The sequence below is a fragment of the Acidiferrimicrobium sp. IK genome (assembly GCF_025499425.1).
Taxonomy (GTDB): Bacteria; Actinomycetota; Acidimicrobiia; order Acidimicrobiales; family Palsa-688; genus Acidiferrimicrobium.
Genome location: NZ_JAIMCB010000008.1, coordinates 23,307 through 47,935, shown reverse-complemented (window position 1 = coordinate 47,935; position 24,629 = coordinate 23,307). Strand labels below are relative to the sequence as shown.

Annotated in this window: 24 protein-coding genes and 1 tRNA gene; 23 read left to right on the top strand and 2 right to left on the bottom strand. The window is 71.0% G+C overall.

Going from position 1 to position 24,629, the window contains the following annotated elements:
• Nucleotides 1–3: 3 nt before the first annotated feature.
• From K6U06_RS14130 to K6U06_RS14115, 4 genes are read left to right on the top strand one after another with little or no spacing between them, the layout of a single operon-like run.
• Complete coding sequence (locus K6U06_RS14130) at nt 4–1,794, top strand: ABC transporter permease (RefSeq protein WP_262322595.1); 1,791 nt, start codon at nt 4–6, stop codon at nt 1,792–1,794.
• Nucleotides 1,791–2,948 carry an ABC transporter ATP-binding protein gene (locus tag K6U06_RS14125; protein ID WP_262322594.1) on the top strand — a complete coding sequence of 386 codons (1,158 nt, stop codon included), beginning with the start codon at nt 1,791–1,793 and terminating at the stop codon, nt 2,946–2,948. The genes K6U06_RS14130 and K6U06_RS14125 overlap by 4 nt, the downstream gene beginning before the upstream one ends.
• A gap of 37 nt (nt 2,949–2,985) precedes the next feature.
• On the top strand, nt 2,986–3,756 hold the full coding sequence (locus K6U06_RS14120; protein WP_262322593.1) for a COG4280 domain-containing protein: 771 nt from the start codon (nt 2,986–2,988) through the stop codon (nt 3,754–3,756).
• Nucleotides 3,753–3,962, top strand: a complete 210-nt coding sequence (locus K6U06_RS14115; RefSeq protein WP_262322592.1) for a hypothetical protein — start codon at nt 3,753–3,755, stop codon at nt 3,960–3,962. Before K6U06_RS14120 ends, K6U06_RS14115 begins: the two co-directional genes overlap by 4 nt.
• A gap of 76 nt (nt 3,963–4,038) precedes the next feature.
• Here the strand turns inward: K6U06_RS14115 and K6U06_RS14110 are convergent, their stop codons facing one another.
• Nucleotides 4,039–4,602 (bottom strand): Chromate resistance protein ChrB, encoded by a 564-nt coding sequence (locus K6U06_RS14110; protein WP_262322591.1) that lies wholly within the window; start codon nt 4,600–4,602, stop codon nt 4,039–4,041.
• 25 nt (nt 4,603–4,627) lie between these two features.
• Nucleotides 4,628–4,702: transfer RNA gene (locus tag K6U06_RS14105), tRNA-Pro, on the bottom strand.
• Between the two features lie 88 nt (nt 4,703–4,790).
• On the opposite strand from K6U06_RS14105, the gene tig reads away from it, so the two are divergent.
• The 19 genes from tig (at nt 4,791) to proB (ending at nt 24,533) form a co-directional block, all read left to right on the top strand.
• Nucleotides 4,791–6,209: a trigger factor gene (gene tig, locus K6U06_RS14100; RefSeq protein ID WP_262322590.1), complete on the top strand. Its 1,419-nt coding sequence runs from the start codon at nt 4,791–4,793 to the stop codon at nt 6,207–6,209.
• Complete coding sequence (locus K6U06_RS14095) at nt 6,206–6,841, top strand: ATP-dependent Clp protease proteolytic subunit (protein WP_262322589.1); 636 nt, start codon at nt 6,206–6,208, stop codon at nt 6,839–6,841. Before tig ends, K6U06_RS14095 begins: the two co-directional genes overlap by 4 nt.
• 18 nt (nt 6,842–6,859) lie before the next feature.
• Entirely contained in the window at nt 6,860–8,137 is a 1,278-nt protein-coding gene (gene clpX, locus K6U06_RS14090; protein ID WP_262322588.1) for an ATP-dependent Clp protease ATP-binding subunit ClpX, read from the top strand.
• Nucleotides 8,138–8,194: 57 nt separating this feature from the next.
• Complete coding sequence (locus K6U06_RS14085) at nt 8,195–9,496, top strand: bifunctional folylpolyglutamate synthase/dihydrofolate synthase (RefSeq protein WP_262322587.1); 1,302 nt, start codon at nt 8,195–8,197, stop codon at nt 9,494–9,496.
• A 96-nt stretch (nt 9,497–9,592) separates the two neighbouring features.
• Entirely contained in the window at nt 9,593–10,006 is a 414-nt protein-coding gene (ndk, locus tag K6U06_RS14080) for a nucleoside-diphosphate kinase (RefSeq protein WP_262322586.1), read from the top strand.
• Between the two features lie 99 nt (nt 10,007–10,105).
• A complete protein-coding gene (locus K6U06_RS14075) occupies nt 10,106–11,146 on the top strand; it encodes a rod shape-determining protein (RefSeq protein ID WP_316044720.1) in 1,041 nt (346 codons plus the stop codon).
• Nucleotides 11,147–11,162: 16 nt separating this feature from the next.
• Complete coding sequence (gene mreC, locus K6U06_RS14070) at nt 11,163–12,029, top strand: rod shape-determining protein MreC (protein ID WP_262322585.1); 867 nt, start codon at nt 11,163–11,165, stop codon at nt 12,027–12,029.
• Nucleotides 12,026–12,583, top strand: coding sequence for a rod shape-determining protein MreD (gene mreD, locus K6U06_RS14065; protein ID WP_262322584.1), 558 nt, complete (start codon nt 12,026–12,028; stop codon nt 12,581–12,583). Before mreC ends, mreD begins: the two co-directional genes overlap by 4 nt.
• A 51-nt stretch (nt 12,584–12,634) precedes the next feature.
• On the top strand, nt 12,635–14,581 hold the full coding sequence (gene mrdA / locus K6U06_RS14060; protein ID WP_262322583.1) for a penicillin-binding protein 2: 1,947 nt from the start codon (nt 12,635–12,637) through the stop codon (nt 14,579–14,581).
• Nucleotides 14,578–15,750 carry a rod shape-determining protein RodA gene (rodA, locus tag K6U06_RS14055; RefSeq protein WP_262322582.1) on the top strand — a complete coding sequence of 391 codons (1,173 nt, stop codon included), beginning with the start codon at nt 14,578–14,580 and terminating at the stop codon, nt 15,748–15,750. The genes mrdA and rodA overlap by 4 nt, the downstream gene beginning before the upstream one ends.
• A gap of 59 nt (nt 15,751–15,809) precedes the next feature.
• Nucleotides 15,810–17,786 carry a TIGR03960 family B12-binding radical SAM protein gene (locus K6U06_RS14050; RefSeq protein ID WP_262322581.1) on the top strand — a complete coding sequence of 659 codons (1,977 nt, stop codon included), beginning with the start codon at nt 15,810–15,812 and terminating at the stop codon, nt 17,784–17,786.
• On the top strand, nt 17,783–18,562 hold the full coding sequence (locus K6U06_RS14045) for a TIGR03936 family radical SAM-associated protein (RefSeq protein ID WP_262322580.1): 780 nt from the start codon (nt 17,783–17,785) through the stop codon (nt 18,560–18,562). The genes K6U06_RS14050 and K6U06_RS14045 overlap by 4 nt, the downstream gene beginning before the upstream one ends.
• Nucleotides 18,563–18,577: 15 nt before the next feature.
• Nucleotides 18,578–20,707: an Rne/Rng family ribonuclease gene (locus K6U06_RS14040; protein WP_262322579.1), complete on the top strand. Its 2,130-nt coding sequence runs from the start codon at nt 18,578–18,580 to the stop codon at nt 20,705–20,707.
• Between the two features lie 74 nt (nt 20,708–20,781).
• Complete coding sequence (gene rplU, locus K6U06_RS14035; protein WP_262322578.1) at nt 20,782–21,081, top strand: 50S ribosomal protein L21; 300 nt, start codon at nt 20,782–20,784, stop codon at nt 21,079–21,081.
• 6 nt (nt 21,082–21,087) lie between these two features.
• Complete coding sequence (rpmA, locus tag K6U06_RS14030) at nt 21,088–21,345, top strand: 50S ribosomal protein L27 (protein ID WP_262322577.1); 258 nt, start codon at nt 21,088–21,090, stop codon at nt 21,343–21,345.
• A gap of 47 nt (nt 21,346–21,392) precedes the next feature.
• Nucleotides 21,393–22,628, top strand: a complete 1,236-nt coding sequence (gene obgE / locus K6U06_RS14025) for a GTPase ObgE (RefSeq protein ID WP_262322576.1) — start codon at nt 21,393–21,395, stop codon at nt 22,626–22,628.
• A gap of 67 nt (nt 22,629–22,695) precedes the next feature.
• A complete protein-coding gene (locus K6U06_RS14020; protein ID WP_262322575.1) occupies nt 22,696–22,974 on the top strand; it encodes a type II toxin-antitoxin system Phd/YefM family antitoxin in 279 nt (92 codons plus the stop codon).
• Nucleotides 22,964–23,368 carry a type II toxin-antitoxin system VapC family toxin gene (locus K6U06_RS14015; protein WP_262322574.1) on the top strand — a complete coding sequence of 135 codons (405 nt, stop codon included), beginning with the start codon at nt 22,964–22,966 and terminating at the stop codon, nt 23,366–23,368. Before K6U06_RS14020 ends, K6U06_RS14015 begins: the two co-directional genes overlap by 11 nt.
• Before the next feature lie 67 nt (nt 23,369–23,435).
• On the top strand, nt 23,436–24,533 hold the full coding sequence (gene proB, locus K6U06_RS14010; RefSeq protein WP_262322573.1) for a glutamate 5-kinase: 1,098 nt from the start codon (nt 23,436–23,438) through the stop codon (nt 24,531–24,533).
• Nucleotides 24,534–24,629: the final 96 nt, after the last annotated feature.

The following is a 24,629-nucleotide window of genomic DNA, read 5'->3' as shown; positions in this document are numbered from 1 at the left end:
GAGGTGGCGACTCTCACGCCGGAGCGGACCGAGGCGGTGCACCCCGCCGCCTCGGTCCCCTCCGGGCGCCGTCATCGCCTCACCATGGCGCTGTCACGGGCACAGGGCGCGCCGCTCATCGCGTTCTGGTTGGTGATCGTCGCCATCCTGGTCCTGCCCATCGCCCTGTTTTTGCTGGTGGCGTTCTCCCCCCGCCTCCTGTCGCAGGGATCGCAGTGGTTCACCCTCACCGGCTTTCGGGACGCGCTGAGGGGGCCCCTGCTCCACGCCGTGCTGGACTCCCTGGCCGTGGGGGCCGCCACCGCGGTGGCCGCAACGGCGATCGGTTTCGGCGTGGCGTGGGCTGTGCTGCGCACTGACATCCCGGCGCGGGGGTTGTGGTCGGCGTCGATGTTCGCCCTCCTACTGGCGCCGTCTTACCTCGTGGCCCTCGGCTGGGAGCGGCTCCTCGAGCCCTCGGGCGTCCTCGACGTCCTCGGGCTCGGCTCCGGCGGGGCGCGGCACCTGTTCTACGGTCCGTTCGGGGTCATCGTGGTCCTCACCGCGAAGGGGGTCCCGTTCGCGTACCTGGCGATATCCAACGCGCTGCGGGGTCTCGGCGAGGAGTTCGAGATGGCCGTCCGGGTTCACGGCGGCCGGGGCCGGGACGCCGCCCGTATCGTGGTCGCCCTCCTGGCGCCGGCGGTCTGGTCGGCCCTGGCCATCGTGTTCGCCGAGTCGATCAGCGATTTCGGGGTGGCGGCCACCCTCGCCAACGACGCGCACTTCCCGATCGCGACCTTCACCCTCTACAACGCGGTCGACAACTTCCCGATCAATTTCCCTGTCGCTGCTGCCATCGGATGGATCCTCATGGCCATGGCCGGGCTGGCGTTGATCGCCCAGTCCCGGGCGCTGCGCGGACGCAGCTACCGGGTGCTCGGCGGCCGCTCCCGCCCGGCCCGACGCCAGCACCTCGCCCCGCCGCTCGCCGCGGGAGCGGTGGGCTGCCTCGCCCTCCTGGTCGTGGTCGGTCTCGGCGTCCCCGCCTTCGGTGCCCTGTCCGCCTCGTTGATCAACGGCCTCGGGTCGCTCGCCTCATCCCACGGCTTCACCCTCTCCAACTACCAGCGGGTGCTGGACAGCGGCGCGCTGCGCGGGCCGCTGCTCTACTCGGCGAAGCTGGCGGCGATCACCGCAACCCTCACCACCGCCATCGGCGCGGTGTCCGCCCGGCTGCTCACCAGCCGCAGCGGGCGGCTGTCGGCGCGGATCCTCGACCTCCTCCTGCTGACCGCGGTGGCCCTGCCCGGCATCGTGTTCGCCGCGGGGTACATCTTCACCTACAACCTGCCGTTGGCCAACACCCTCGGCGTACACCTCTACGAGACGGCCACCCTGCTGGTGCTGGCGTACCTCGCGACGGCTCTCCCCGCCACCGCCCGGGTCCTTCTCGGGCCGTTCAGCCAGGTCCAGCATTCGTTGCGCGAGGCTGGCCAGGTCCACGGCGATGGTGGCGGCGCCTCCTGGGCCCGTACGGTGCTGCCGGTCCTGGCCCGCCCGCTGCTGTCCGCGTGGATCCTCACCTACTGCGCGACGCTGCTCGAGCTGCCCGTCTCGCAGCTGCTCTACGTACCCAACCATCCGCCGGTCTCGGTCGGCATCACCAAGGCGCTGGCCAACTACGACTTCGGCGGCGGGACGGCGATGGAGGTCATCGCCATCCTCTTCGCGCTCGTCGTCGTCGCCGCCGCCTGGGGGTTGTTCCGGCTGCTCGCGCCGGTCGGGTGGCGCCGACTCGGGAGGACTCGATGACAACCCAGACGACGCAGGCAGCACCGGGCCACGAGGTCGTCGTCCAAGGCGTCGACAAGCGCTACGGGAAGACCCCGGCGCTCGCCGGTGTCGACGCCACCATCGGCGCCGGGCGCTTCGTGGTGCTCCTCGGCCCGTCAGGGTCGGGCAAGTCGACGCTGGCCCGCTGCCTGGCCGGCGTCGAGCGGATCGACGGCGGGGCCATCCACATGGCCGGGACCCTGGTGGGCGACGGCCGCCGCCACCTGCCGCCGGATCGCCGCAACCTGGCGATGGTGTTCCAGGACTACGCGCTGTGGCCTCACCTGAGCGTCGCCGGCAACGTCAGCTACGCCCTCCGGCGCCGCAAGCTGCCCGGCGCGGAAGTCGAGCGGCGGGTCGCGGACGCGCTCGAGCGCGTCGGCCTGGGGGCGTTGAAGGATCGCTACCCCCACGAACTGTCAGGCGGCGAGCAGCAACGGGTGTCGCTGGCCCGGGCGGTGGTCGGGCGCCCTGGCCTCCTCATCTTCGACGAGCCGCTGTCCAACCTCGACGCCGACCTGCGCGAACGGCTCCGGGTGGAGATCGCCACCCTGACCCGCGAGACCGGCGCCACCGCGGTGTACATCACCCACGACCAGTCGGAGGCGTTCGCCCTGGCCGACGAGATCATCGTCCTCGACAGAGGGTCCATCGTGCAGGCCGGTGCTCCGGAGGACATCTACCACCGTCCCGCCACCCCCTTCGTGGCCCGCTTCACCGGCATCGCCGGCGAGCTGGCCGGGGTGGTGGCCAGAGCGGACGGCGACCAGGTCGGGGTGGACGTCGCGGGGGTGAGGCTCTCGGCCCGTGCCGGTGACGCCCTCGCCGCAGGCGACCGGGTGCGGCTGCTCATCCGCCCCGCGGCCACCAGCATCCACGACCCGTCGTCCGCGCCGCTCGGCGGGTTGGCCGGGACCGTCATCGACGTCGCCTACCGCGGCCGGGGCTACGACCACGTCGTGGAGACGGCCGCCGGGAGCCTGGCCGCGGTGTTCTCGCCCCGCCGGTGGGACCGGTCGGGCACGGTGTCGGTCGCGGTCGACCCGGCCGGGTGCAGCGCCTACCGCACCGAAGGACCGCACCCCGCCGACAGCCGCGTACTCGACCTAACAGCGGTTACACTCAGCGCATGACGTACACGCGGAACATGGAGAGACGGGTGAGGGAGCGATGAACGGCGGCGCGCTGTTTCTCGCGGTGTTCTTGGCCTGCGCGGTCGAAGCCGTCGAGGCCACGACGATCGTCCTGGCCGCCGGGACGACCCGCAACTGGAAGTCCGCCCTGCTCGGGGTGGCCGCCGGGCTGCTCGTGCTCGCGGTGATCGTGGCTGCGCTCGGCCCGGCCATCTCGGCCATCCCCCTCCGGACGCTACGCCTGGCCGTCGGTGGCCTGCTGCTGGTGTTCGGCCTGCAGTGGCTGCGCAAGGCCATCTTGCGGGCCAGCGGCCACAAGGCCCTCCACGACGAGGCGCAGATCTACCTCGACGAGGTCGCCGCGGCGCGAGCGGCGGCGACGGAGCGGCGAGGGCTGGTCGAGGACTGGTACGCGTTCACGCTCTCCTTCAAAGGGGTCGTGCTCGAGGGCTTGGAGGTGGCCTTCATCGCCCTCACCTTCGGCAGCAACCAGCACGACATCCCTCTGGCGGCGATCGCCGCAGTCGCCGCGGTGGTAGCGGTCGTAGCCGCCGGCGTGGCCGTTCGAGCCCCGCTTGCGAGGGTCCCGGAGAACACCATGAAGTTCGTGGTCGGGGTGATGCTCACGTCGTTTGGCACCTTCTGGGGAGCCGAGGGCGCCGGTGCCCACTGGCCCGGCAACGACGCATCCCTGCTGGTGATGGTCCCGGCCTTCGCCCTGTTCGGTCTGGCGCTGGCCGCCGGTCTGCGACGGGCCGGTACCCCGGCGGCGCCGCCCCGACCGGTGCCGGTTAGGGCCCAGCCGTGACCGCCCGGCTCAAGGCGTTCGGCGCCTTTTGGTACGACTTCATCGTCGGCGACGACTGGCGGGTGGCGGTCGGTGTGGTCATCGCCCTCGCCGTCACCTACGGCGTCAGCCGCACATCAGTACCGGCGTGGTGGCTGGTGCCCGTCGCTGTGGTCGTCCTCCTGCCGTTCAGCCTGTGGCGGGCGGTGCGAACCACCCGCCGCTGACCCCGCCGCCCCCGCTGCGCCCCCGAGCCCGCCCCCCGCCCCCTGGCCCCGCCGAACGCCGGCGGGGCCGGCGTGCTCAATGGGCGTCGGTGTCGCGGGCGTACACCTGGCTGGCGTAGCCCTCTAGGGCGGCCTCGCAGGCGGCCAGGGCCTCCTCGGCGGGTGCCCGGCCCGGGGCGGCGAAGGTGTCTCGGGCCTTCACCTTCGCCAGCCAGTTCTGAAGCTTGACCAGGTCCACTTCGTTCTCCTCCAGCTCGGCGAAGCTGAAGTGGTCGGCCACGTGTTCCTTTTCGACTTGGACCAGGAAGTCCCGTGCCCGGTCGACGATCTCCTCGTACTCGTCGTCGCGCGCCGCTTGGAACGCCGCGATCACCTCGTCCTCCCCGGCCAGCGCCTCGCAGCGCAGCAGCACCGCCGTCCCGCCCATCTCGATGATCTCGTGGCGCAACTTGCGCAGCGCCCGCTCCGCGGCCGCGGTTGCCGGCAGCGCCGCGGCGGAGTTCTGCAGGTAGATGGCGCCCGACGTCTTCAACCGGCGCCACACCGTCGCCCGGAGCCGGGTCGGCTCGGACGGCACCCTGTACACCAGCAGCAGCCAACCGGCGCTGGACGGGCGGGGGGAGGTCGACCTCGGTGACACCGCTTGAGTCTGCCCGGCGCAAGGCTGGTCGGGGAGGCGGGATTCGAACCCGCGACCTCCTGCTCCCAAAGCAGGTGCGCTACCGCTGCGCCACTCCCCGTGCACCAGGTGATGCTACGTGGCGGCGAGACCGCAGGGAGGTGGCCCACCCCGGTAGACTGCCGCCCCTGTATGGAACTCGGTCTGCAATGAAGTCGGTCATCGAGCCTCTCGAGGGCAACAAGGTCAAGGTCTCCGTCGAGGTGGACGCCCAGGAGTTCGAGAAGGCCGTCGACGCGGCCTTCAAGAAGATCGCCCGTGAGGTCCGGGTCCCTGGGTTCCGCCCCGGCAAGGCCCCGCGGCGCATCCTGGAGGCCCGCCTGGGCAAGGAGGCCGGTCGGGCCGAGGCCCTGCGGGACTCCCTCCCGGACTATTACGCCCGTGCCGTCAAGGAGCACGAGGTCGACGCCATCGCCCCGCCGGAGATCGACATCACCGCCGGCGAGGCCGACGGCGACGTGGCCTTCGACGCAGTCGTCGAGGTCCGTCCCCACCTCCAGCTGATCGGCTACCAGGGCCTCCGCGTCGAGATCCCGAGCCCGGTGGTCGGCGAGGACGACATCAACCAGCACATCGATCGCCTGCGCGCCAACTTCGCCGAGCTGGCCACGGTGGAGCGCCCGGCGGCGGACGGCGACAACCTCACCATCGACCTCAAGGGAACGAGGGACGGCGAAGAGGTGTCGGGGATGACCCTCGACGACTACCTATACGAGCTGGGCTCCGGCAGCCTCCTCCCGGAGGTCGACGAGCACCTTCAAGGCGCCAAGGCCGGCGACACCATCACCTTCTCCTCGGAGTCGACCAGCAGCGAAGTGACCATCGAGGTCAAAGAGGTCAAGGAGAAGGTCCTCCCTGACGTCACCGACGAGTGGGCGTCGGACGCCTCCGAGTTCGACACCGTCGACGAGCTGCGAGCAGACATCGTCAAGCGGCTGACCACCGTCAAGAAGATGCAGGCGTCCATGGCCCTGCGCAATGGCACCATCGAGGCGCTCGTGGCCCTGGTCGACGAGGCGCCGCCCAAGGCGCTCGTCGACGCCGAGGTCGAGCGCCAAGCTCACGACCTGGGACACCGGCTCGAGGCCCAGGGGGCGACCATCGCCCAGTGGCTCGCGGCGACCGGTCAGAGCGAGCAGGACGTGATCGCGGAGCTGCAGGCCGCCGCCGAGCCGGCCGTCAAGGCCGACCTGGCCTTGCGGGCCGTCGCCGAGGCCGAGAGGATCGAGCCGAGCGAGGACGACGTCGAAGCCGAACTGGCTCGCATCGCCGGCCAGTACCAGCTGTCGGTCGACGACGTGCGCGCACAGCTCGAGCGCGCAGAGCAGATGCCCGCGGTACGCTCGGACCTGAAGAAGAGCAAGGCTCTCGAGTGGCTGATCGAGCACGTCGAGCTGGTCGATGCCGAGGGCAACCCCGTGGACCGTGCAGCACTCGAACTGGACGGGGCAGCTTTGCTGAGCGACACCGACGTGAGTGACACACCCGACGCAGAAGAAGCACCCGAGGCCCCGGAGGCGTCAGAGGACACCCCCGCCGCCGGACCCGTAGAGAGCGGAGAAGCGTGATCAACCCCCTCGCCCAGTACCACATCCCCGGGGTCTTCGAACAGACCAACCGGGGCGAGAAGAGCTACGACCTGTTCTCCCGCATGCTCGAGGAAAACATCATCTTCCTCGGCACGCCGATCGACGACTACGTCGCCAACGCCGTGATCGCGCAGATGTTCTACCTGGAGTACAAGAACGCCGACCGCGACATCAACGTCTACATCAACTCGCCTGGCGGTGAGATCACCGCCCTGTTCGCCATCTACGACACGATGAAGTACGTGAAGAACGACATCCAGACGTTCTGTTACGGCCAGGCCGCGTCGGCTGCAGCGGTGATCCTCGCCGGCGGCACCCGGGGCAAGCGCTACGCCCTGCCCCACGCCCGGATCCTGATCCACCAGCCCCACGGCGGTGCGGCCGGCCAGGCCGCCGACATCGAGATCCAGGCCAAGGAGATCCTGCGCATGCGGGACCTCCTCAACGAGATGCTCGCCGCCGACACCGGCCAGTCCGTCGAGCGGGTCGCCAACGACACCGACCGCGATTTCATCATGAGTGCCGCCGAGGCCCAGGAGTACGGGATCATCGACGAAGTCATCACTGCCCGAGAGCTCGTCGGCGTGCCGCAGGCCGCTGGCGTCGCCTGAGGCCCAAAGGGGACCGGGATGGCCAAGTTCGGGGAGTCCAGCGACCTGGTCAAGTGCTCGTTCTGCGGTAAGTCGCAGAAGCAGGTGAAGAAGCTGATCGCCGGGCCTGGGGTCTACATCTGCGACGAGTGCATCGACTTGTGCAACGACATCATCGAGGAGGAGCTGTCCGAGACCTCGGAGGTCCACTTCGACGAGCTCCCCAAACCGGCCGAGATCTTCTCGTTCCTCAACGACTACGTCATCGGCCAGGAACGGGCCAAGAAGATCCTGTCGGTGGCCGTCTACAACCACTACAAGCGGGTCCAGTCCGGCGGCTACGCCGACTCTGAAGTCGAGCTGCAGAAGTCGAACATCCTGCTGCTCGGCCCGACCGGGTGCGGCAAGACGTTCCTGGCTCAGACCCTGGCCCGCATGCTCAACGTGCCCTTCGCCATCGCCGACGCCACCGCCCTCACCGAAGCGGGCTACGTCGGCGAGGACGTCGAGAACATCCTGCTCAAGCTGATCCAGGCCGCCGACTACGACGTCAAGAAGGCCGAGACCGGGATCATCTACATCGACGAGATCGACAAGATCGCCCGCAAGAGCGAAAACCCGTCGATCACCCGTGACGTGTCGGGCGAGGGCGTCCAGCAGGCGCTGCTTAAGATCCTGGAGGGCACCACCGCGTCGGTGCCGCCGCAGGGGGGGCGCAAGCACCCCCACCAGGAGTTCATCCAGATCGACACCACCAACATCCTCTTCGTGTGCGGCGGCGCTTTCGCCGGCCTGGACCGGATCATCGAGAGCCGCCTCGGGCATCAAGGCATCGGGTTCCGGGCCGAGATCCGCCGGGCCGAGGAGCGCAGCGAAGGGGAGCTGCTGGCCCAGGTCCTCCCCGAGGACCTCCTCAAGTTCGGGCTGATCCCGGAGTTCGTCGGGCGCCTGCCGGTCATCGGGGCGGTTTCCAGCCTGGACAAGGAAGCCCTGGTCCGGATCCTCGTCGAGCCGAAGAACGCCCTGGCCAAGCAGTACCGCCGGGTGTTCGAGCTCGACAACGTCGAGCTGGTGTTCACCGACGACGCGCTCGAGGCGGTGGCCGAGCAGGCCCTGCTGCGGGGTACCGGCGCCCGAGGGCTGCGGGCCATCCTCGAGGAGGTCCTCCTCGAGGTGATGTACGACCTGCCGAGCCGCACCGACGTCAGCCAGTGCCTGATCGACCGGTCGGTGGTGCTCGAGCGGGTCAACCCGACCCTCGTGCCCCGGACCGAGTCCGCGCCCAAGGAGTCCCGGCCCCGCCGGGCCGCCTCCTGATCCCGCTGCTCCGCCCCGGCGCCAGGCCGCCCCACCGGGCCGCCACTGGGGGTCCCCGTGGAGCTCGGTGACGCCCTGGCGTGGCTCGACCGCCACCAAAACCTGGAGCGGATGCTCGCCGACGCCCGCAGCGCCACCCCCGACCTCGGGCGGATGCGCCGGCTGGTCGACATCATGGGGCACCCCGAGGCCGCATGCCCGGTCATCCACGTCACCGGCACCAACGGCAAGACGTCGACGGCGCGGATCGTCACCCAGCTGCTCATGGCCCGCGGCCTGAGCGTAGGCACCTTCACCAGCCCCCACCTCGAGCGGATCAACGAGCGGATCTGCGCCAACGGCGAGCCGATCGCCGACGACGCGTTGGCCGAGGTCCTCTCCGACATCGCCGCGCTCGAGGGGATGGTGGGGGAGCGCCTCACCTGGTTCGAGGCGCTCACCGCGGCGGCTTTCCGGTTCTTCGCTGACCGCCCCGTCGACCTGGCGGTCATCGAGGTGGGGCTCGGCGGCCGCTGGGACGCGACCAACGTCGTCAACGGCGCAGTGTCGGTGGTGACCAACGTCGGCTTGGACCACGTCGAGTTCCTGGGGCCGACCCGGGCCGACATTGCGGCCGAGAAGGCCGGGATCATCCGCTCCAGCGCGCCGCTGGTGCTGGGGGAGCCCGACCCGGAGCTGGTCGCGATCTTCGAGGCCGAGGACCCCGAACGGGTGCTCCTGGTGGGGCGGGACTACGCCTGCGAGCGCAACGACGTCGCCGTCGGCGGGCGCAGCATCGACCTGCGCACCCCGCTCGCTCGTTACGAAGGCGTGTGGCTGGACCTCCACGGCCGTCACCAGGCGGACAACTTCGCGGCGGCGGTCACCGCCGTCGAGGCGTTCTTCGACGCGCCGACCCCGGAACGGCTGGTGCGCGACGCCGCCGGATCGGTCCGCTCCCCGGGCCGGATGGAGATCGTGGGGCGCCGGCCGCTGGTTATCCTCGACGGAGCCAAGAACGTGGAGGGGGCCCGCAGCGCGGCTGCCGCCATCTCCGAGGAGTTCGGAGACCGCCTCGGGCGCATCCTGGTCGTCGGGATGCTGGGAGGCAAGGACCCTGCCGAGATGCTCGAGGCGCTGGGGGCCGCCGGGGCCCGCCTGCTCATCGCCTGCCCGCCGCCTTCGCCCCGCGCTCAGGACCCGGCGGTGCTGGCGGCCGCCGCCGCCGCGCTCGGCGTCGAGGCTCGGGTCGCGGCCAGCGTCCCCGAGGCGCTCGACGCCGCCCTGGCCGCCGCGTCCCCCGATGACCTGGTGCTGGTGACTGGATCCCTCTACGTGGTCGGCGCGGCGAGGGCCACCTTCGCCGGTCAGCTGCGCTGAGCTTCGCCGGTCAGCTGCGCTGAGCTTCGCTGGTCAGCTGCGCTGGGCGGGCGGGCCCGTCGCGCTCCCCGCCTCCGGGTGGCTACCCTCCGGGCCATGGGACGTACGTTTGTCATCTGCAAGCCCGACGCCGTCGAGCGGGGCCTGGTCGGAGAGATCATCGGTCGCTTCGAACGCAAGGGGCTGCGCATCGCCGCGGCCGAGCTGCGCCACATCGACAAGGAGACCGCCGGCGACCACTACGCCGAGCACCGGGGTAAGCCGTTCTTCGACGATCTGATCGCCTTCATCACCCGCAGCCCGGCGATGCTGCTGGTAGTTGAGGGCCCCGATGACACCTGGGCCGTGGTTCGGGCCATGATGGGGGCGACCAACCCGACGCAGGCTGCGCCAGGCACCATCCGTGGCGATTTGGCCACGGTCACCACCGAGAACCTGGTCCACGGCTCGGACAGCGCGGACACCGCTGCCTCCGAGATTGCCCTCTGGTTCCCGGGTCTGCCAGTCTGAGCGGGGCGGTGCACCCTCTGCTCCTTCGCGGGTGGACTGGTGGGGTCCTGCCCACTAGCCTCTTCGCGACCTCCGCACCCAACCCTGGAGGCCCCTCGCGTGTCTGACAACATCTTCTCCGGCTTCCTCGGTCGGGACATGGCCGTCGATCTCGGCACGGCCAACACCCTCGTCTACGTGCGGGGGCGAGGCATCGTGCTCAACGAGCCTTCGGTCGTCGCGGTCAACATCAAAGACGATCGGCCCCTCGCGGTCGGGACCGAAGCCAAGCGGATGATCGGTCGCACCCCCAGCCACATCCAGGCGATCCGGCCGCTGCGCGACGGGGTCATCGCCAACTTCGACATCTGCGAGAAGATGCTGTCGTACTTCATCCGCCGGGTGCAGGGCAACCGCCGCTTCGCCAAGCCCCGGATGGTGATCTGCGTCCCATCCGGCATCACCGGCGTCGAGCAGCGGGCGGTCCAGGAGGCCGCCGAGTCGGCAGGGGCCCGCAAGCCGGCGTTCATCATCGAGGAGCCGATGGCCGCCGCGATCGGCGCCGGGCTCCCGGTTCACGAGCCGACCGGCAACATGGTCGTCGACATCGGCGGTGGGACCACCGAGGTGGCGGTCATCTCCCTCGGCGGGATCGTCACCAGCCAGTCGGTGCGTATCGGCGGCGACGAGCTGGACGAGGCGATCATCCAGTTCATCAAGAAGGAGTACAGCCTGGCGCTCGGCGAGCGCACCGCCGAGGAGATCAAGATCGCCCTCGGCTCCGCCTGCCCGCTCGAGGAAGAGCTGCACGCCGAGATCCGCGGCCGTGACCTCATCACCGGCCTCCCGAAGACCATCGTCACCACCACCGAGGAGATCCGCGAGGCGATCGAGGAGCCGGTGACCTCCATTGTCGACGCGGTCAAGGTGACCCTCGACAAGACCCCGCCGGAGCTGGCCGCCGACATCATGGAGCAGGGCATCGTCCTGACCGGCGGCGGAGCGCTCCTCCACGGCCTCGACGCCAGGCTGGCGGCCGAGACCGGCATGCCAATCGTGATCGCCGACAACCCGCTGCACTCGGTGGCCATCGGCAGCGGTCAGTGCCTCGAGGAGTTCGATGTGCTCAAGGGCGTGCTGATGTCGACAAACACCCGCTAGGCCCTCAGCACAACCCTTGGCTGTCTACCGCCGGTCCAACCGGACGCGCACCCTGTTCGTGGTCCTCGTCTTGGTGGCGATCACCCTGGTCACCATCGACGCCCGCAGCAGCGGGTCGGGACTCCTCGGGCGCCTGCGCGGGGACGTCCACGACGGACTGTCGCCGGTGCAGCGCGCCACCCACCACGCCCTGCAGCCCCTCGGTGACTTCCTCTCCGGTGCGACCCACTACGGCTCCCTGCGAGCCGAGAACCAGCGGCTGCGCCAGCAGGTGGCCGCCATGCAGGCCACCAGCGTCTCCGCCGCAGCGGAGCAGCAGGAAGCGGAGCGGATCATCGCCGCCGCCCACCTCCCGTTCCTCGGCGCTATCCCCAACCTGCAGGCCCGGGTCATCGACCGGGGCTCTTCCAACTTCCAAAACACCGTGACCATCGACAAGGGCAGCGCCAACGGCTTGGTGGTCGGCCAGCCGGTGGTGGCCGCCGGCGTGGGCAGCGCGCCGGGCGGGCTGGTCGGCAACATCGGCAGCGTCTCCAAGCGGACCGCGACCGTCGACTTGCTGACCGACCCGAGCTTCGTGGTGGGAGTCACCCTGGACCCGCTCAACACCGGCACCGCCGAGGGCATCGGCGCCGGGAACCCGCTGCGTATCACGGTCATCACCACCAACCAGCCGCCGCCGAAGGTGACCAAGGGGGCGGCGCTGGTGACCAGCGGGCTGCAGGGCGAGGCCTACCCTCCCGGCATCCCGGTGGGCACGGTCGCCTCCGCGGTCACCGCTCCCGGCAGCCAGGAGCCGACCATCACCCTCAAGCCCCTCGTGGACCTCGCCCAGCTCGACATCGTCACCGTCGAGCTCTGGTCACCCCAGACCGGGTCGTGACCGAGCGCACCAAGGCCCGGCTGCGGGTGGCCGCCCTGGTGGTGGCCGCGTTCCTGGTGCAGGCCACGGTGGCGTCGGACCTGCGGGTGGACCACGTAGCCCCAGACCTGATGCTCGTCGTGGCGATCTGCGCCGGGCTGACCGGCGGCGCCCGTCAGGGCGTCCTCATCGGCTTCTCTGCGGGGCTGCTCGCCGACTTGTACCTGACCGACACCCCCGTCGGGCTGTCCGCGCTGATCCTGTGCATGGTCGGCTACGCGGTCGGCACCCTCCGCGAGAACGTCCTGCCGGAAGGGTGGCTGCTGACCCCGGTCCTGGCGCTGGTCGCGAGCGGGGCGGGCATCGTGGCGTTCGTGGCCATCGGCGACATCGTCGGCCAGACCCAGCTGGTGGCCATGGGGCGCTCCGGCCTGATCCGCACCACGGTCATCGAGGCGGTGTGGAGCGCGGTGCTGGCGGTGCCGGTGGCGTGGCTGTTCGCCAGGGCCGAGCGAGGCAGCGCCGGGGCCGCCGCGCTCGACCGGGGGCGACCTGACCGCCTCGGCATGCGGTGAAAAGATGGCCCTCGACGTGACTGAGAGACCCGACACCGCCCCCGACGCCGAGTGACCCAGCCGACCGAGTCCGACACCACCCGCCTCCGCCTGACCGTGGTGATCGTGGTGGTCACCTGCTTGTTCGCGGCGCTCTTCGCCCGCCTCTGGTTCCTGCAGGTGATCAACGCCCCCAAGGCGCAGGTCACCGCGGAGAACAACGGCGTGCGGACCATCTACACCGAAGCGCCCCGAGGCAACATCCTCGACCGTAACGGCCAGGTCCTCGTCGGCAACGTCAACGAGCCGGTAATCGAGGTGCAGCGGCAGGCCACGCCCCCCAATTCGGCGATGGTCGCTCGGCTCGCCGCGCTGATGGGCACGTCGGTCAAGACGGTGCTGAGCCTGATCAACAACACCCAGTACTCGGTGTACACCCCGGTGCCGGTGCTTCGCGACGCCTCCCCCCAGCAGATCCTCTACGTGCAAGAGCACCAGGCCCTCTTCCCCGGCGTCACCGCCACGACCGAGACGGTGCGCAGCTACAGCCCGCTCGGCGTGGCCGCGGCCAACATCGTCGGCTACGTGGGGCAGATCACCGGGGCGCAGCTGACCAAGCTCAAGTCGAAGGGATACCAGCCCGGCGACCAGATCGGCCTGGCCGGGGTGGAAGCTACCTACGAGAGCGTGCTGCGCGGCAAGCCGGGCGTGACCCGGGTTCAGGTGGACTCCCGGGGCAACGTCCTCGGCACGCTGTCCTCGACGCCGCCGGTCCAAGGCCACGACCTCAAGCTGTCGATCGACGGCAACGTGCAACAAGCCGCTGTCACCGCCGTCGAGCAGGGCCTCAACGTGGCCCGCACCCAGTTCGACACGGTGACCAAGCGCAACTTCGACGCCCCGGCCGGCTCCGCGGTGGTCGAGGACCCCCAGGACGGCACGCTGCTGGCGCTGGCCACCTTCCCGAGCTACGACCCCCGCCAGTTCATCGGCGGGATCAGCCAGAAGAACTACCAGGCGCTCACCAACCCGGCCGCCAACCAGCCCCTGATCGACCGCACCATCCAGGGCGCGTACGCCCCCGGGTCGACGTTCAAGCTGGTGACCGCCACCGCCGGCCTCGACGCCAAGATCATCAGCGCCAACGGCATCTACGACGACACCGGCAAGCTGGTCCTCGGCACCGGCGTCGGAGGGACCCGCCACAACGACCAGTACGCGGTGTACGGGCCGATCAACCTGGCCAAGGCCATCACCGTGTCCTCTGACGTCTATTTCATGCAGGTCGGCGCCGACTTCTGGAACAGCCGTCAGGCGTACGGCGAGGACGCCCTGCAGAACGTGGCCAAGTCCTACGGCTTCGACCAGCCGACGGGTGTGGCCCTGCCCGACGAGGTCGGCGGCAAGATCCCCACCCCGCAGTCCTACGCCGCGGACTACAAGGCCCACCCCAACCTGTTCGCCACCGGCAGCTGGTACACCGGCGACAGCGCCAACGTGGCCATCGGGCAGGGCGAGGTGGAGGTCACGCCGCTCCAGCTGGCCAACGCCTACTCCACCTTCGCCAACGGCGGCACCAAGTACGTGCCGCGCCTGGTGCTCGACAGCCAGGACCAAAACGGCAAGGTCATCCAGACCTACACCTCGGTCAAGAACGGGTCGGTCCCGCTGTCGCCCGCCGACCGGGCCGCGATGGTGCAGGGCTTCGAGGGCGTCGTCAACAACCCGCACGGCACCGCCTACGGGATCTTCTCGGGGCCTCTGGCCACCAAGGACATCGCCGGCAAGACCGGCACCGCCCAGGTGACCGGCGTCGGCAAGCAGGACACCTCGGTGTTCACGTCCTTCGCCCCTGCCACCAACCCCACTTACGAGGTGACCTGCATCATGGAGGACTCCGGTTACGGCGCGTCGATCGCCGCGCCCGTCGTGCGACAGATCTACGACCAGCTCTACGGCTTGCCGCTGACGCCGGTGTCCGCGGCGGCGGCGACCACCGGAGGGGCGGGGGCCACATGATCAACTCCTCACCCGCGCCCGGCAACCCCAGGCGGCGCAGCGGCCCGTCAGTGTGGATCCACTTCGACCCGATCCTGGCCATCGCCACCGTGCTCGTCGGCGCCTTCGGGACCCTGATGGTCTACACCGCCACCCGCGACCAGCTGCAGGCCCAGGGCCTCTCGCCGCAGTACTACATGAAGAAGCAGGCGATCTTCATGGCCATCGGCATCGTCGTGATGCTGGTGGTGGCCGCCATCGACTACCGCCGCTACCGGGACCTGGCCCCGGTGTTCTACGGCGGGGCGCTGTTCCTGCTCCTCGCGGTGTACGCCGTCGGCCACAAGTCCAAGGGGGCTCAGGCGTGGTTCCAGTTCGGCAGCTACCAGCTCGAGCCGTCCGAGCTGGCCAAGGTGGCGCTGATCATCGCGTTGGCCGCGTACGCGGCCAACTTCAAGGGCCGATTACCGCTGCGGGCCTTCATCGTCATCCTGGTGATGGCTGCCATCCCCTTCGCGCTCATCTACAAGCAGCCCGACCTCGGCACCGCCTTGGTCCTCGGTGCGGTGCTGATCGCCGTGCTGGTGGTGGGCGGCGGCAAGGGACGCCACCTGCTGGCGCTGCTGCTGATCGTCGTGGTCGCCATGTTCGGGGTGGTCCACTTCGGGGTCCTCAAGCAGTACCAGAAGGACCGGTTGACCTCGTTTGTCAACAGCCCCGACCAGCCCAACACCCAGCTGCTGGCCACCGCGGCCGGCGCCAACTTGTACAACATCGCCGAGTCGAAGCTGACCATCAGCGACGGCGGAGTGTTCGGCAAGGGCATCGGCAAGGGAACCCAGACCAACCTGTCCTACGTGCCCGAGCAGCGCACCGACTTCATCTTCACCGCGGTCGGCGAGCAGGTCGGGCTGGTCGGCTCGGGGGCGCTCCTGCTGCTGTTCGTGATCATGGTGTGGCGGACCTGGCGAGCGGCGACCCTGGCCCGGGACCTGGTGGGGACCCTGTTTTGCGTCGGGGTGCTGGCCATGCTGGTGTTCCAGATCTTCGAGAACGTCGGCATGACCATGGGAATCATGCCGATCGCCGGCATCCCCCTGCCGCTCATGAGCTACGGCGGGTCGGCGATCATCGCCACCTTCGCCGGGATCGGTCTGGTCCTGAACGTCCGCATGCGCCGTTTCGCCTGAGCTGTCCAGCGAACGCCGCCGGAGTCCACACTGCACCGCCAGGTAGTGTGGTGCGGGAGATGACGAGCGTGTGGTCCCAGATCGAGCCGATCCTGGGGCGGGTGTCCAAGCCCGCCCGCTACATCGGCTGCGAGGACGGGGCCCAAGCTCCGGTCCACTCGCCCGCCAAGGCCGCCTGGTTGCTGCTCTACCCCGACGCGTACGAGGTCGGCCTGCCCAACCAGGGTCTGCAGATCCTCTACGAGATCCTCAATGAGCGCGACGACGCGCTGGCGGAGCGGGCGTACGCGCCGTGGGTGGACATGGAGCACGAGATGCGGGGCCGCGCCATCCCCCTTTTCTCCGTCGACACCCACACGCCGGCCCGGGACTTCGACCTGCTCGCGTTCAACCTGTCGGCCGAGCTGGTCTACACCAACCTGCTCAACTGCGTCGACCTGGCCGGCGTGCCGGTGCGGGCCGCGGACCGGGGCCCCGAGCACCCCCTCGTCGTCGCCGGCGGCCACTGCACGTTCAACCCGGAGCCGCTCGCCGACTTCGTCGACCTGTTCGTGATCGGCGACGGCGAGGAGCCGGTCGGGCCGATCAGCGAGGCGGTCAGGGCCTGGAAGGCCGGCGGGCGCACCCCGGGGTCCCGGCAGCGGCTGCTGCGGGACCTGGCGTCGCAGCCGGGCGTGTACGTCCCGTCCATGTACGACGTGGCCTACGACGGGCAGCGGCTGGTGTCGGTCACCCCGAAGTACCCGGACGTGCCGGAGAAGGTGGAGAAACAGACCATCGCGGACCTGGGCGCGTGGCCCTACCCACGCCGGCAGCTGGTCCCGATGACCGAGGTGGTCCACGACCGCCTCAACGTGGAGATCTTCCGGGGCTGCACGCGGGGATGCCGGTTCTGTCAGGCCGGCATGATCACCAGGCCGGTGCGCGAGCGGCCCGCCGAGCAGGTCCGCCAGATGGTGTCGGACGGGCTGGCCCGCACCGGCTACGACGAGGTGTCGCTCACGTCGCTGTCGAGCGCCGACTTCTCCGGGATCGACTCGGTGGTGTCGGGGATCATCAACGACCCGACCTGCGCCGGTCAGGTCGGCGTGAGCCTGCCGAGCCTTCGCGTCGACGCCTTCACGGTGGGCATTGCCAGCGAGATCCAAAAGGTCCGCCGCACCGGCTTGACCTTCGCGCCGGAGGGCGGCACTTGGCGGATGCGCCAGGTGATCAACAAACTGATCCGCGAGGAGGACCTCTACGGGGCGGTCGACTCGGCGTTCTCGCAGGGGTGGCGGCGGGTCAAGCTGTACTTCCTCACCGGCCTGCCCACCGAGACCGACGAGGACACGCTCGGCATCGCCGAGCTGGCCCGCAACTGCGTCAGCGTCGGGCGCCGCCACAACAAGGCGGTGTCGGTCACCGCGTCGGTGGGCGGGTTCGTGCCCAAACCGCAGACACCGTTCCAGTGGTTCGGGCAGGACACCCCCGCCGAGCTGATGCGCAAGGTCAACCTGCTGCGCGACGCCACCCGCAAGGACCGCGGCGTGCAGATGCGCTGGCACGACCCGAAGGCGTCGCTGGCCGAGGGGATCGCCAGCCGCGGCGACCGGCGCGTCGGGGCGGTCATCGAAGAGGTGTGGCGGCGCGGCGGTACGTTCCAGGAGTGGTCCGAGCACTTCGACGTGAACCTCTGGACCGAGGCCATGGCCGCCCACGGCCTGTCGATCGACTGGTACGTCCACAGGCACCGCACCGAGGACGAGCTGCTGCCGTGGGCTCACATCTCGGCCGGTTTGCACGACGACTTCCTCTGGCAGGAGTGGCTCGACGCCCTGGCCGCGGCGGGCACCCCCGACTGCCGGTGGACCCCCTGCTACGACTGCGGGGCGTGCACCGGCTACGGCATCGAGCACGTGGTGGCCTCCCCCGTGCCGCCCGCCGGCGGCAGTCAGGGCACCGGCCAGGACCTCGGCTCCGGCGGGGTCCGGCCCCCGGCTCTGCTCGGAGCGGTGCCGGTCACCCTCGGGCGACGCAACGAGCGTGCGCAGTGAAGATCAGGGTCCGCTTCGCCAAGCTGGGCAAGATCCGCTGGAGCAGCCATAGAGACGTGGCCCGCATGTGGGAGCGGGCCTTCCGCCGCGAGCAGCTGCCGCTGGCCTACAGCGAAGGCTTCTCGCCCCGGCCCAAGGTCAGCTTCGGGCTGGCCTTGCCCACCGGCCACGAGTCGCTGGCCGAGTACCTCGACATAGAGCTGGACGCGACCTTGGACCTCGAGCTGGGCGCAGGGGCCGAGCAGCTCGACTTGGAGGCGCTGCCCGCTCGCCTGTCCGCGGCGCTTCCCCTCGGCGTGGATGTTCTCGCCGTCGCGCCGCTCGAGGCGCGCGCCCCGTCCCTGCAGGAGGACGTCACCTCCTGCACGTGGCGCCTGGCGGCCATCGCGGCCGACGGACACGCCGCGGTGGGGGAGGAGGAGATGGCCGCGCGAGTGGCCGCTCTGCTCGCCGCTCCGAGCGCGATGGTCGCCCGGAGCCGCAAGGGGGTGGAGGTCGTCGACGACGTCCGCCCCGGAATCATCGACCTCCGCGTCCTCGGTGCTACTGAAGCCGGGGTCGGGGAAGGGGTCTGGCTCGAGGCCGAGCTGGGTACCCGACCCCGCGGGGTGCGCCCCTCCGAGCTTCTCGGGGCCCTCGGCCCCGACCTGGCCGAGGCGCACGTGCGAAGGTTGCACCAATGGATTTCGCGCGACGGCGCGCGGTGGGAGCCGCTGGGGCTCGGGGGGACCACCGCCGCGACGGACGCGCCGCACGCTTTGGAGCGTGCGTCATGAGAAGGGAACACACCCATGTCCGACGCTGCAACGCCCCTCCCGGGGCCGGGGAACGACACACCGACCCGCTCGGGCCCGAGCGCCCCTGACCGCCCGGCCGGGCCGGACCGCCAGCCCGGAGCCGACCTGACGCCCACCGCAGCGGCCGCCGCCCGCGACGGCGGCGCCGCCGACACCGGCGGCGGTAGCGGCGAGCCTGGCGGGCCGGCCGGAGACGGCCAGCGGCCCGACGGGCCCCGCCGGCGCCGGCGGGGCTCCCGCGGCGGGCGCAACCGCAGCCGGGCCGGGGCCGGCGTGCCCGTCGACCAAGGCGACGGCGAAGGCGACGGCGACCACGCCCCCGACAGCCCGCCGGGCGAGGACCGCCGCGCCGCTCCCGCGGCGGGCAGCGCCGACCCGGCCGGAGAGGTCACCGCGACCGCCGGCAGAGGGCCTGGCGCCGCCGGTCCCACCCCGCCCGCCCCGCCCGCCAGCCCGGCCCCGGTCGCCGCCGCGCCGCCGGCCGGGGAGCGGCCGGCGCCGGCCAAGCCGCGCATCGGCGACACCCGCCCGGCCCCGGTCCCGGTCGCCGCGGACCGCCCCGCCGGGCGGACGGCTTTCAGCGACGCCGACGAAAACCGCTCCAAGCGACGCCGCCGCAACCGCTCGGGCGGCCGGTCCGGGGCCGACCGGGCCGGCGCGGACGGCGCGGCACCCGAACGCGACCGCCGGCCCGCCGCCAAGCGGCGCGGCCCGGTCCCCGTCGAGGCGGTCCTGGTCGACGACCCCGCCTCGATCGACGAGGAAACCCTCGACCGCCGACGGGGCCGGGAGCGCAAGGGCCGCCCGGTCGGGCGGTACCTGATGGTGGTCCACAAGGAACCCCACGCCACCCAGATCGCGGTCCTCGAGGGCCGCACGCTCATCGAGCACTACGTGTCGCGGCCGGCCGATGACGCCACCCAGATCGACGGCAACATCTACATCGGACGGGTCCAGAACGTGCTGCCGGGCATGGAAGCGGCGTTCGTCGACATCGGCACCCCAAAGAACGCGGTCTTGTACCGGGGCGACGTCCGCTACGACACCGACGACGTCGAGCCTCCCGCCCCCGACGGCAAGGGCAAGCCCACCCGCGGCAAGCTGGCCGGAGCGGCGCGCGACGCCCGCATCGAGCAGCTGCTCAAGACCGGCCAGACGGTCCTGTGCCAGGTCACCAAGAACCCCATCGGCACCAAGGGCGCCCGCCTCACCCAGGAGGTGTCCCTGCCCGGCCGTTTCGTCGTGCTGATCCCCGGCAGCGACACCTACGGGATCTCCAAGCGGCTGGCCGACGACGAGCGCAAGCGGCTCCGGCGGATCCTCGACGAGGTCCGCCCCGCCGGTCACGGCCTGATCGTGCGCACCGCCGCCGAAGGCGCCAGCCCCGACGAGCTGCGCCGCGACGTCGCCCGGCTGCTCGGCCAGTGGGAGCGGATCGACGCCCTGGCCAAGAGCTCGCGAGCCCCGGCGCTGCTGTACCGGGAGCCGGACATGGCGGTGCGGGTCATCCGCGAGGAGTTCAACCGCAACTACCGCGGCGTGGTCATCGACGACCCCGAGCTCTACGAGGAGGTCCGCGACTACGTGGCTTCGATCAGCCCGGAGCTGGCCGACCGGGTGGAGAAGGCGTCGGACTCCGACGACCCGCTCCCCCCCTTCGAGCGCTACCACGTGCACGAGCAGATCCACAAGGCCCTGGACCGGAAGGTGTGGCTGCCGTCGGGAGGTTCGCTGATCATCGAGCGGACCGAGGCGCTGACGGTCATCGACGTCAACACCGGCAAGAACGTCGGCAAGAGCAACCTCGAGGAGACGGTGTTCCGCAACAACCTCGAGGCCGCCGAGGAGATCGCCCACCAGCTGCGCCTCCGCGACATCGGCGGGATCATCGTCATCGACTTCATCGACATGGAGATCGCCGCCAACCGGGCCGAGGTCATCAAGACCTTCCGGGACGCCCTGGCCCGGGACAAGACCCGGACGCAGGTCTTCGACATCTCCGAGCTGGGCCTGGTGGAGATGACCAGGAAGCGCATCTCCGAGGGCCTGGTGGAGTCGTTCTCGGAGTCGTGCCCGACCTGCGGGGGCCGGGGCCTGGTCTTCGACGAGTCGCTCCTCAGCTGACCCCGCGGGTCGGGTTCCCGGCCCGACCTGTGGGCTCGCCCGCCGACCGGTATACTCACCCTCTTGTGTATGCGGTGATTGCGACAGGTGGCAAGCAGGAACGGGTGGAAGAGGGCCAGACCCTCTCCGTCGAGCTGCTCGGCAAGGCCGAGGGCGAGGCGGTCGAGTTCGCCCCTGTCCTGGTCGTGGACGGCGAGACCGTCCTGGCCGGACCGGCCCAGCTGGCCGGGGCCAAGGTGACAGCTCGGGTGGTGGGAGAGACCAAGGGTCCCAAGATCCGAGGATTCACCTACAAGCCCAAGACCCGGGGCCGCACCAAGTGGGGTCACCGCCAGCACTACACCGAGATCGAGATCACAGGGATCCAGAGGTAGCCAGGCATGTCCAAGACCAAAGGCGGCGGGTCCACCCGCAACGGCCGTGACTCCAACGCCCAGCGCCTCGGCGTGAAGGTGTTCGACGGCACCGCCGTCACCGCAGGCTCCATCATCGTCCGCCAGCGCGGCACCCACTTCCACCCCGGCGAGAACGTCGGGCGGGGCGGGGACGACACCCTCTTCGCCCTCGCCGCGGGCACGGTGAAGTTCGGTTCCCGCAAGGGCCGCAAGCTGGTCGACATCCTCACCCCCGAGGGCTGAGTGCCGCCGGCCTGGTACGGGGCCGGCTCCTTCCCCCAGCCGCTCTGATGTCCGGATTCGTAGACGAGGCGCAGCTCCACGTCAAAGCCGGGGACGGCGGCGCCGGCTCGGTGTCTTTCCGCCGTGAGGCCCACGTCGCCAAGGGCGGACCCGACGGCGGCGACGGCGGCGACGGCGGCGACGTGTGGCTGGTCGCCGACCGCAACACCGCCTCGCTGTACGGGTTCCGCGACCACCCGCACCGTCGAGCCGCCAACGGCACCCACGGCGCCGGCAAGGGTCGCCACGGCAAGGGCGGCGCCGACCTCGAGGTCCCAGTGCCTGAGGGCACCGTGATCAAAGACCTCGACGGCAAGGTGCTCGCCGACTTGACCACCGAAGGCGACCGATGGCTGGCCGGCAAGGGCGGCCAGGGCGGCAAGGGCAACGCCCGCTTCCTCTCCAACCGCCGGCGGGCGCCGGCCTTCGCCGAGCAGGCCGAGCTGGGCGAGGAGCACTGGTACAACATGGAGCTGCGGCTGATGGCCGACGTGGCCTTGGTCGGGTTCCCCAACGCCGGCAAGAGCACGCTCATCTCCCGGATCTCCGCGGCCAAGCCGAAGATCGCCGACTATCCCTTCACCACCCTCGAACCCCACCTGGGTGTGGTCCGCTTCGAGGAGCACGAGTTCGTCGTGGCCGACATTCCCGGCCTGATCGAAGGGGCCAGCGAGGGCAAGGGCCTCGGCCACCGGTTCTTGCGCCACATCGAGCGGGCCCGGGCCATGGTCGTCCTCGTCGACTTGACCGCCGCCGACGGGCGCAGCCCCGACGAGCAGGAGCGCATCTTGGTCGAGGAGCTGCGCCGCTACCGCCCGGAGCTGGCCGAGCGGCCCCGCATCGTGATCGGCTCCAAGCTCGACGCCGCGCCGCCAGACGCCCCGGGGCCCGACATGCGCATCTCGGCCCTGACCGGCGAAGGCTTGCGTCCCCTCCTCGGCGCCCTGTCGCAGCTGGTGGCCGGAGCCCGCTCCGGGGAGAGCCGTCCCCGCCGCTTCGTGGTCCACCGACCGGCGCCTGTAGGGGTCGTGGTCGAGCGGGGCATGGACGGCGGCTGGGAGGTCACTGGCCGCCCGGCGCTGCGGGCCGTGGCGCTCTCCGACCTCACCAACGTGGAGGCGCTGGCCTACGCCCAGGGGCGGCTCAAGAGCCTCGGCGTGGACAAGGCGCTGGCCAAGGCCGGCGCCCGCAGCGGCGACCGGGTCCGCATCGGCGGCTTCGAGTTCGACTACGAGCCGGACTAGAGGGCGACCTCAAAGGGGTGAACGGCCCCGGTCGTCGGGGATCCGAATGTGCTACCTTGTAGGCACCGTGAGTTACAGTGTAGGTGTTCGCGAGTTGCGGCAGCAGGCCAGCGCCCTTCTGCGGCGGGTCGCGGCAGGCGAATCCATCGAGGTGACCGATCACGGACACCCAGTGGCTCGGCTGGTCCCTTTCCGGGCCGGGGCGCTCGAGCAGCTGGTGCTCGAGGGGCGGGCCACGCCGACGAGCGGCGACCTGTTGGACCTGGCCGACGACCTCGGATTGCCCGGCCAGCGGCCGACGTCTCCGTCGGAGGCACTAGCGCAGCTGCGCGCCGATGAGCGCTGAGGCCGCATACCTCGACACGTCCGCCTTTTTGAAGCTCCTCGTCGCCGAACCGGAGTCCGAGGCGCTGCGCATCCGGCTGCGGCGGTGGCCGCACCGGCTGTCTTCGACGTTGCTGCGGGTGGAGACCGTCCGGGCGCTGCGCCGTTCGGGCAACGACGATCTAGTCGGTGACGCCCGGCGACTCATGGCTGCGGTGCACCTCATCCGCCTCGACGAGCAGCTGCTCGATCTTGCCGGCGACCTTCGCCCGCCCGGGTTGCGGTCTCTCGACGCGGTCCACCTGGCGTCGGCGTTGGCGGCCGGCAGGGACCTCGGGGTGTTCGTGACATACGACGCTCGGCTGGCGGAAGCGGCCCGGGCGCAGGGCATGGTCGTCGAGGCGCCTGGCGGTTGAGGCGCCGCCGAGGACGACGCCGGCCGGGCGCAGAAGGCGCCCCCCGGCGGGCTGGCACACTGGAGGGGTGAGCGGCCGGGTGATCGTGGTGAAGATCGGCACGTCGTCGGTGACCGACGAGCGGGGCATGCTCACCGTCGGGGCCATCCACAAGCTGGCCGGTGAGGTCGCCGAGCAGCGGGCGTCGGGCGATCGGGTGGTGGTGGTCACAAGCGGCGCCATCGCGGCGGGCCTCCCGGTCCTCGGGTTGGACCCCCGCCCGAGCGACCCGGCGGTCCTCCAGGCGGTGTCGGCGGTCGGGCAGGGCTACCTGTTCGCGGCGTGGGAGGAGGCCCTGCGGGCCCGGGGGCTGGTCGCCGGGCAGGTGCTGCTGGCCCCGCTCGACTTCGGTCACCGCCGCCAGTACCTCCACGCCCGGCGCACCCTCAACCACCTCCTGGACCTCGGGGTGGTGCCGGTCATCAACGAGAACGACGCCATCGCCGACGAAGAGATCCGCTTCGGCGACAACGACCGCCTGGCTGCGCTGGTCGCCCACCTGCTCCACGCCGACGCGCTGGTGCTTTTGACCGACACCCCCGGCCTGTTCACCGGGGACCCCCGCAGCCACCACGACGCGTCGCTCATCGAGGAGATCGTGGAGGTCGACGCCGAGATCGAGGCGCTGGCCGGCGGTGCGGGCACCGACCGGGGTTCGGGGGGGATGGCCTCCAAGCTGACCGCAGCCAAGATCGCCGCGTGGTCCGGCGTGCGAGCCGTGATCGCCGGCGCCGACCGCCCAGATGTCCTCGCCGCGGCGCTGGCCGGCACGGCCGGCGCCGGCACGGTGTTCGTGCCCCGAGGGCAGCGCCTGCCCGCCCGGAAGCTGTGGATCGCCTTCGCGGTCGGGTCGTCGGGGACCGTGGTCGTCGACGCCGGCGCGGCCACCGCCCTCCGGGAGCGGGGCGTCTCGCTGCTGCCCGCCGGCGTCGCCGGCGTCCACGGCGACTTCGACGCCGACGACGCGGTGGAGATCGCCGGTCCCGACGGGCGGACCTTCGCCAAAGGCCTGGTCCGCCACCCGGCGTCGGTGGTCAAGGAGTGGGCCGGGCGGCGCACGTCGGAGCTGCCCGGCGACGTCGCCCACGAGATCGTCCACCGCGACGATCTGGTCCTCCTCCCGTGACCTGACCCTGCTCCGCCACGGCGGCGCGCTGGTGGGGCCGGCGGCCGGCGGGGTAGGTGCTTGACTGAAGCGTCTCGCTCGGTGCGGGGCGAAGGA

Coding starts and splice junctions, on each gene's coding strand:
- K6U06_RS14125 (WP_262322594.1), top strand. CDS start 1,791: ATGACAACCCAGACGACGCAGGCAGCACCGGGCCACGAGGTCGTCGTC.
- K6U06_RS14120 (WP_262322593.1), top strand. CDS start 2,986: ATGAACGGCGGCGCGCTGTTTCTCGCGGTGTTCTTGGCCTGCGCGGTC.
- tig (WP_262322590.1), top strand. CDS start 4,791: ATGAAGTCGGTCATCGAGCCTCTCGAGGGCAACAAGGTCAAGGTCTCC.
- clpX (WP_262322588.1), top strand. CDS start 6,860: ATGGCCAAGTTCGGGGAGTCCAGCGACCTGGTCAAGTGCTCGTTCTGC.
- ndk (WP_262322586.1), top strand. CDS start 9,593: ATGGGACGTACGTTTGTCATCTGCAAGCCCGACGCCGTCGAGCGGGGC.
- rodA (WP_262322582.1), top strand. CDS start 14,578: ATGATCAACTCCTCACCCGCGCCCGGCAACCCCAGGCGGCGCAGCGGC.
- K6U06_RS14050 (WP_262322581.1), top strand. CDS start 15,810: ATGACGAGCGTGTGGTCCCAGATCGAGCCGATCCTGGGGCGGGTGTCC.
- K6U06_RS14040 (WP_262322579.1), top strand. CDS start 18,578: ATGTCCGACGCTGCAACGCCCCTCCCGGGGCCGGGGAACGACACACCG.
- rpmA (WP_262322577.1), top strand. CDS start 21,088: ATGTCCAAGACCAAAGGCGGCGGGTCCACCCGCAACGGCCGTGACTCC.
- obgE (WP_262322576.1), top strand. CDS start 21,393: ATGTCCGGATTCGTAGACGAGGCGCAGCTCCACGTCAAAGCCGGGGAC.
- K6U06_RS14015 (WP_262322574.1), top strand. CDS start 22,964: ATGAGCGCTGAGGCCGCATACCTCGACACGTCCGCCTTTTTGAAGCTC.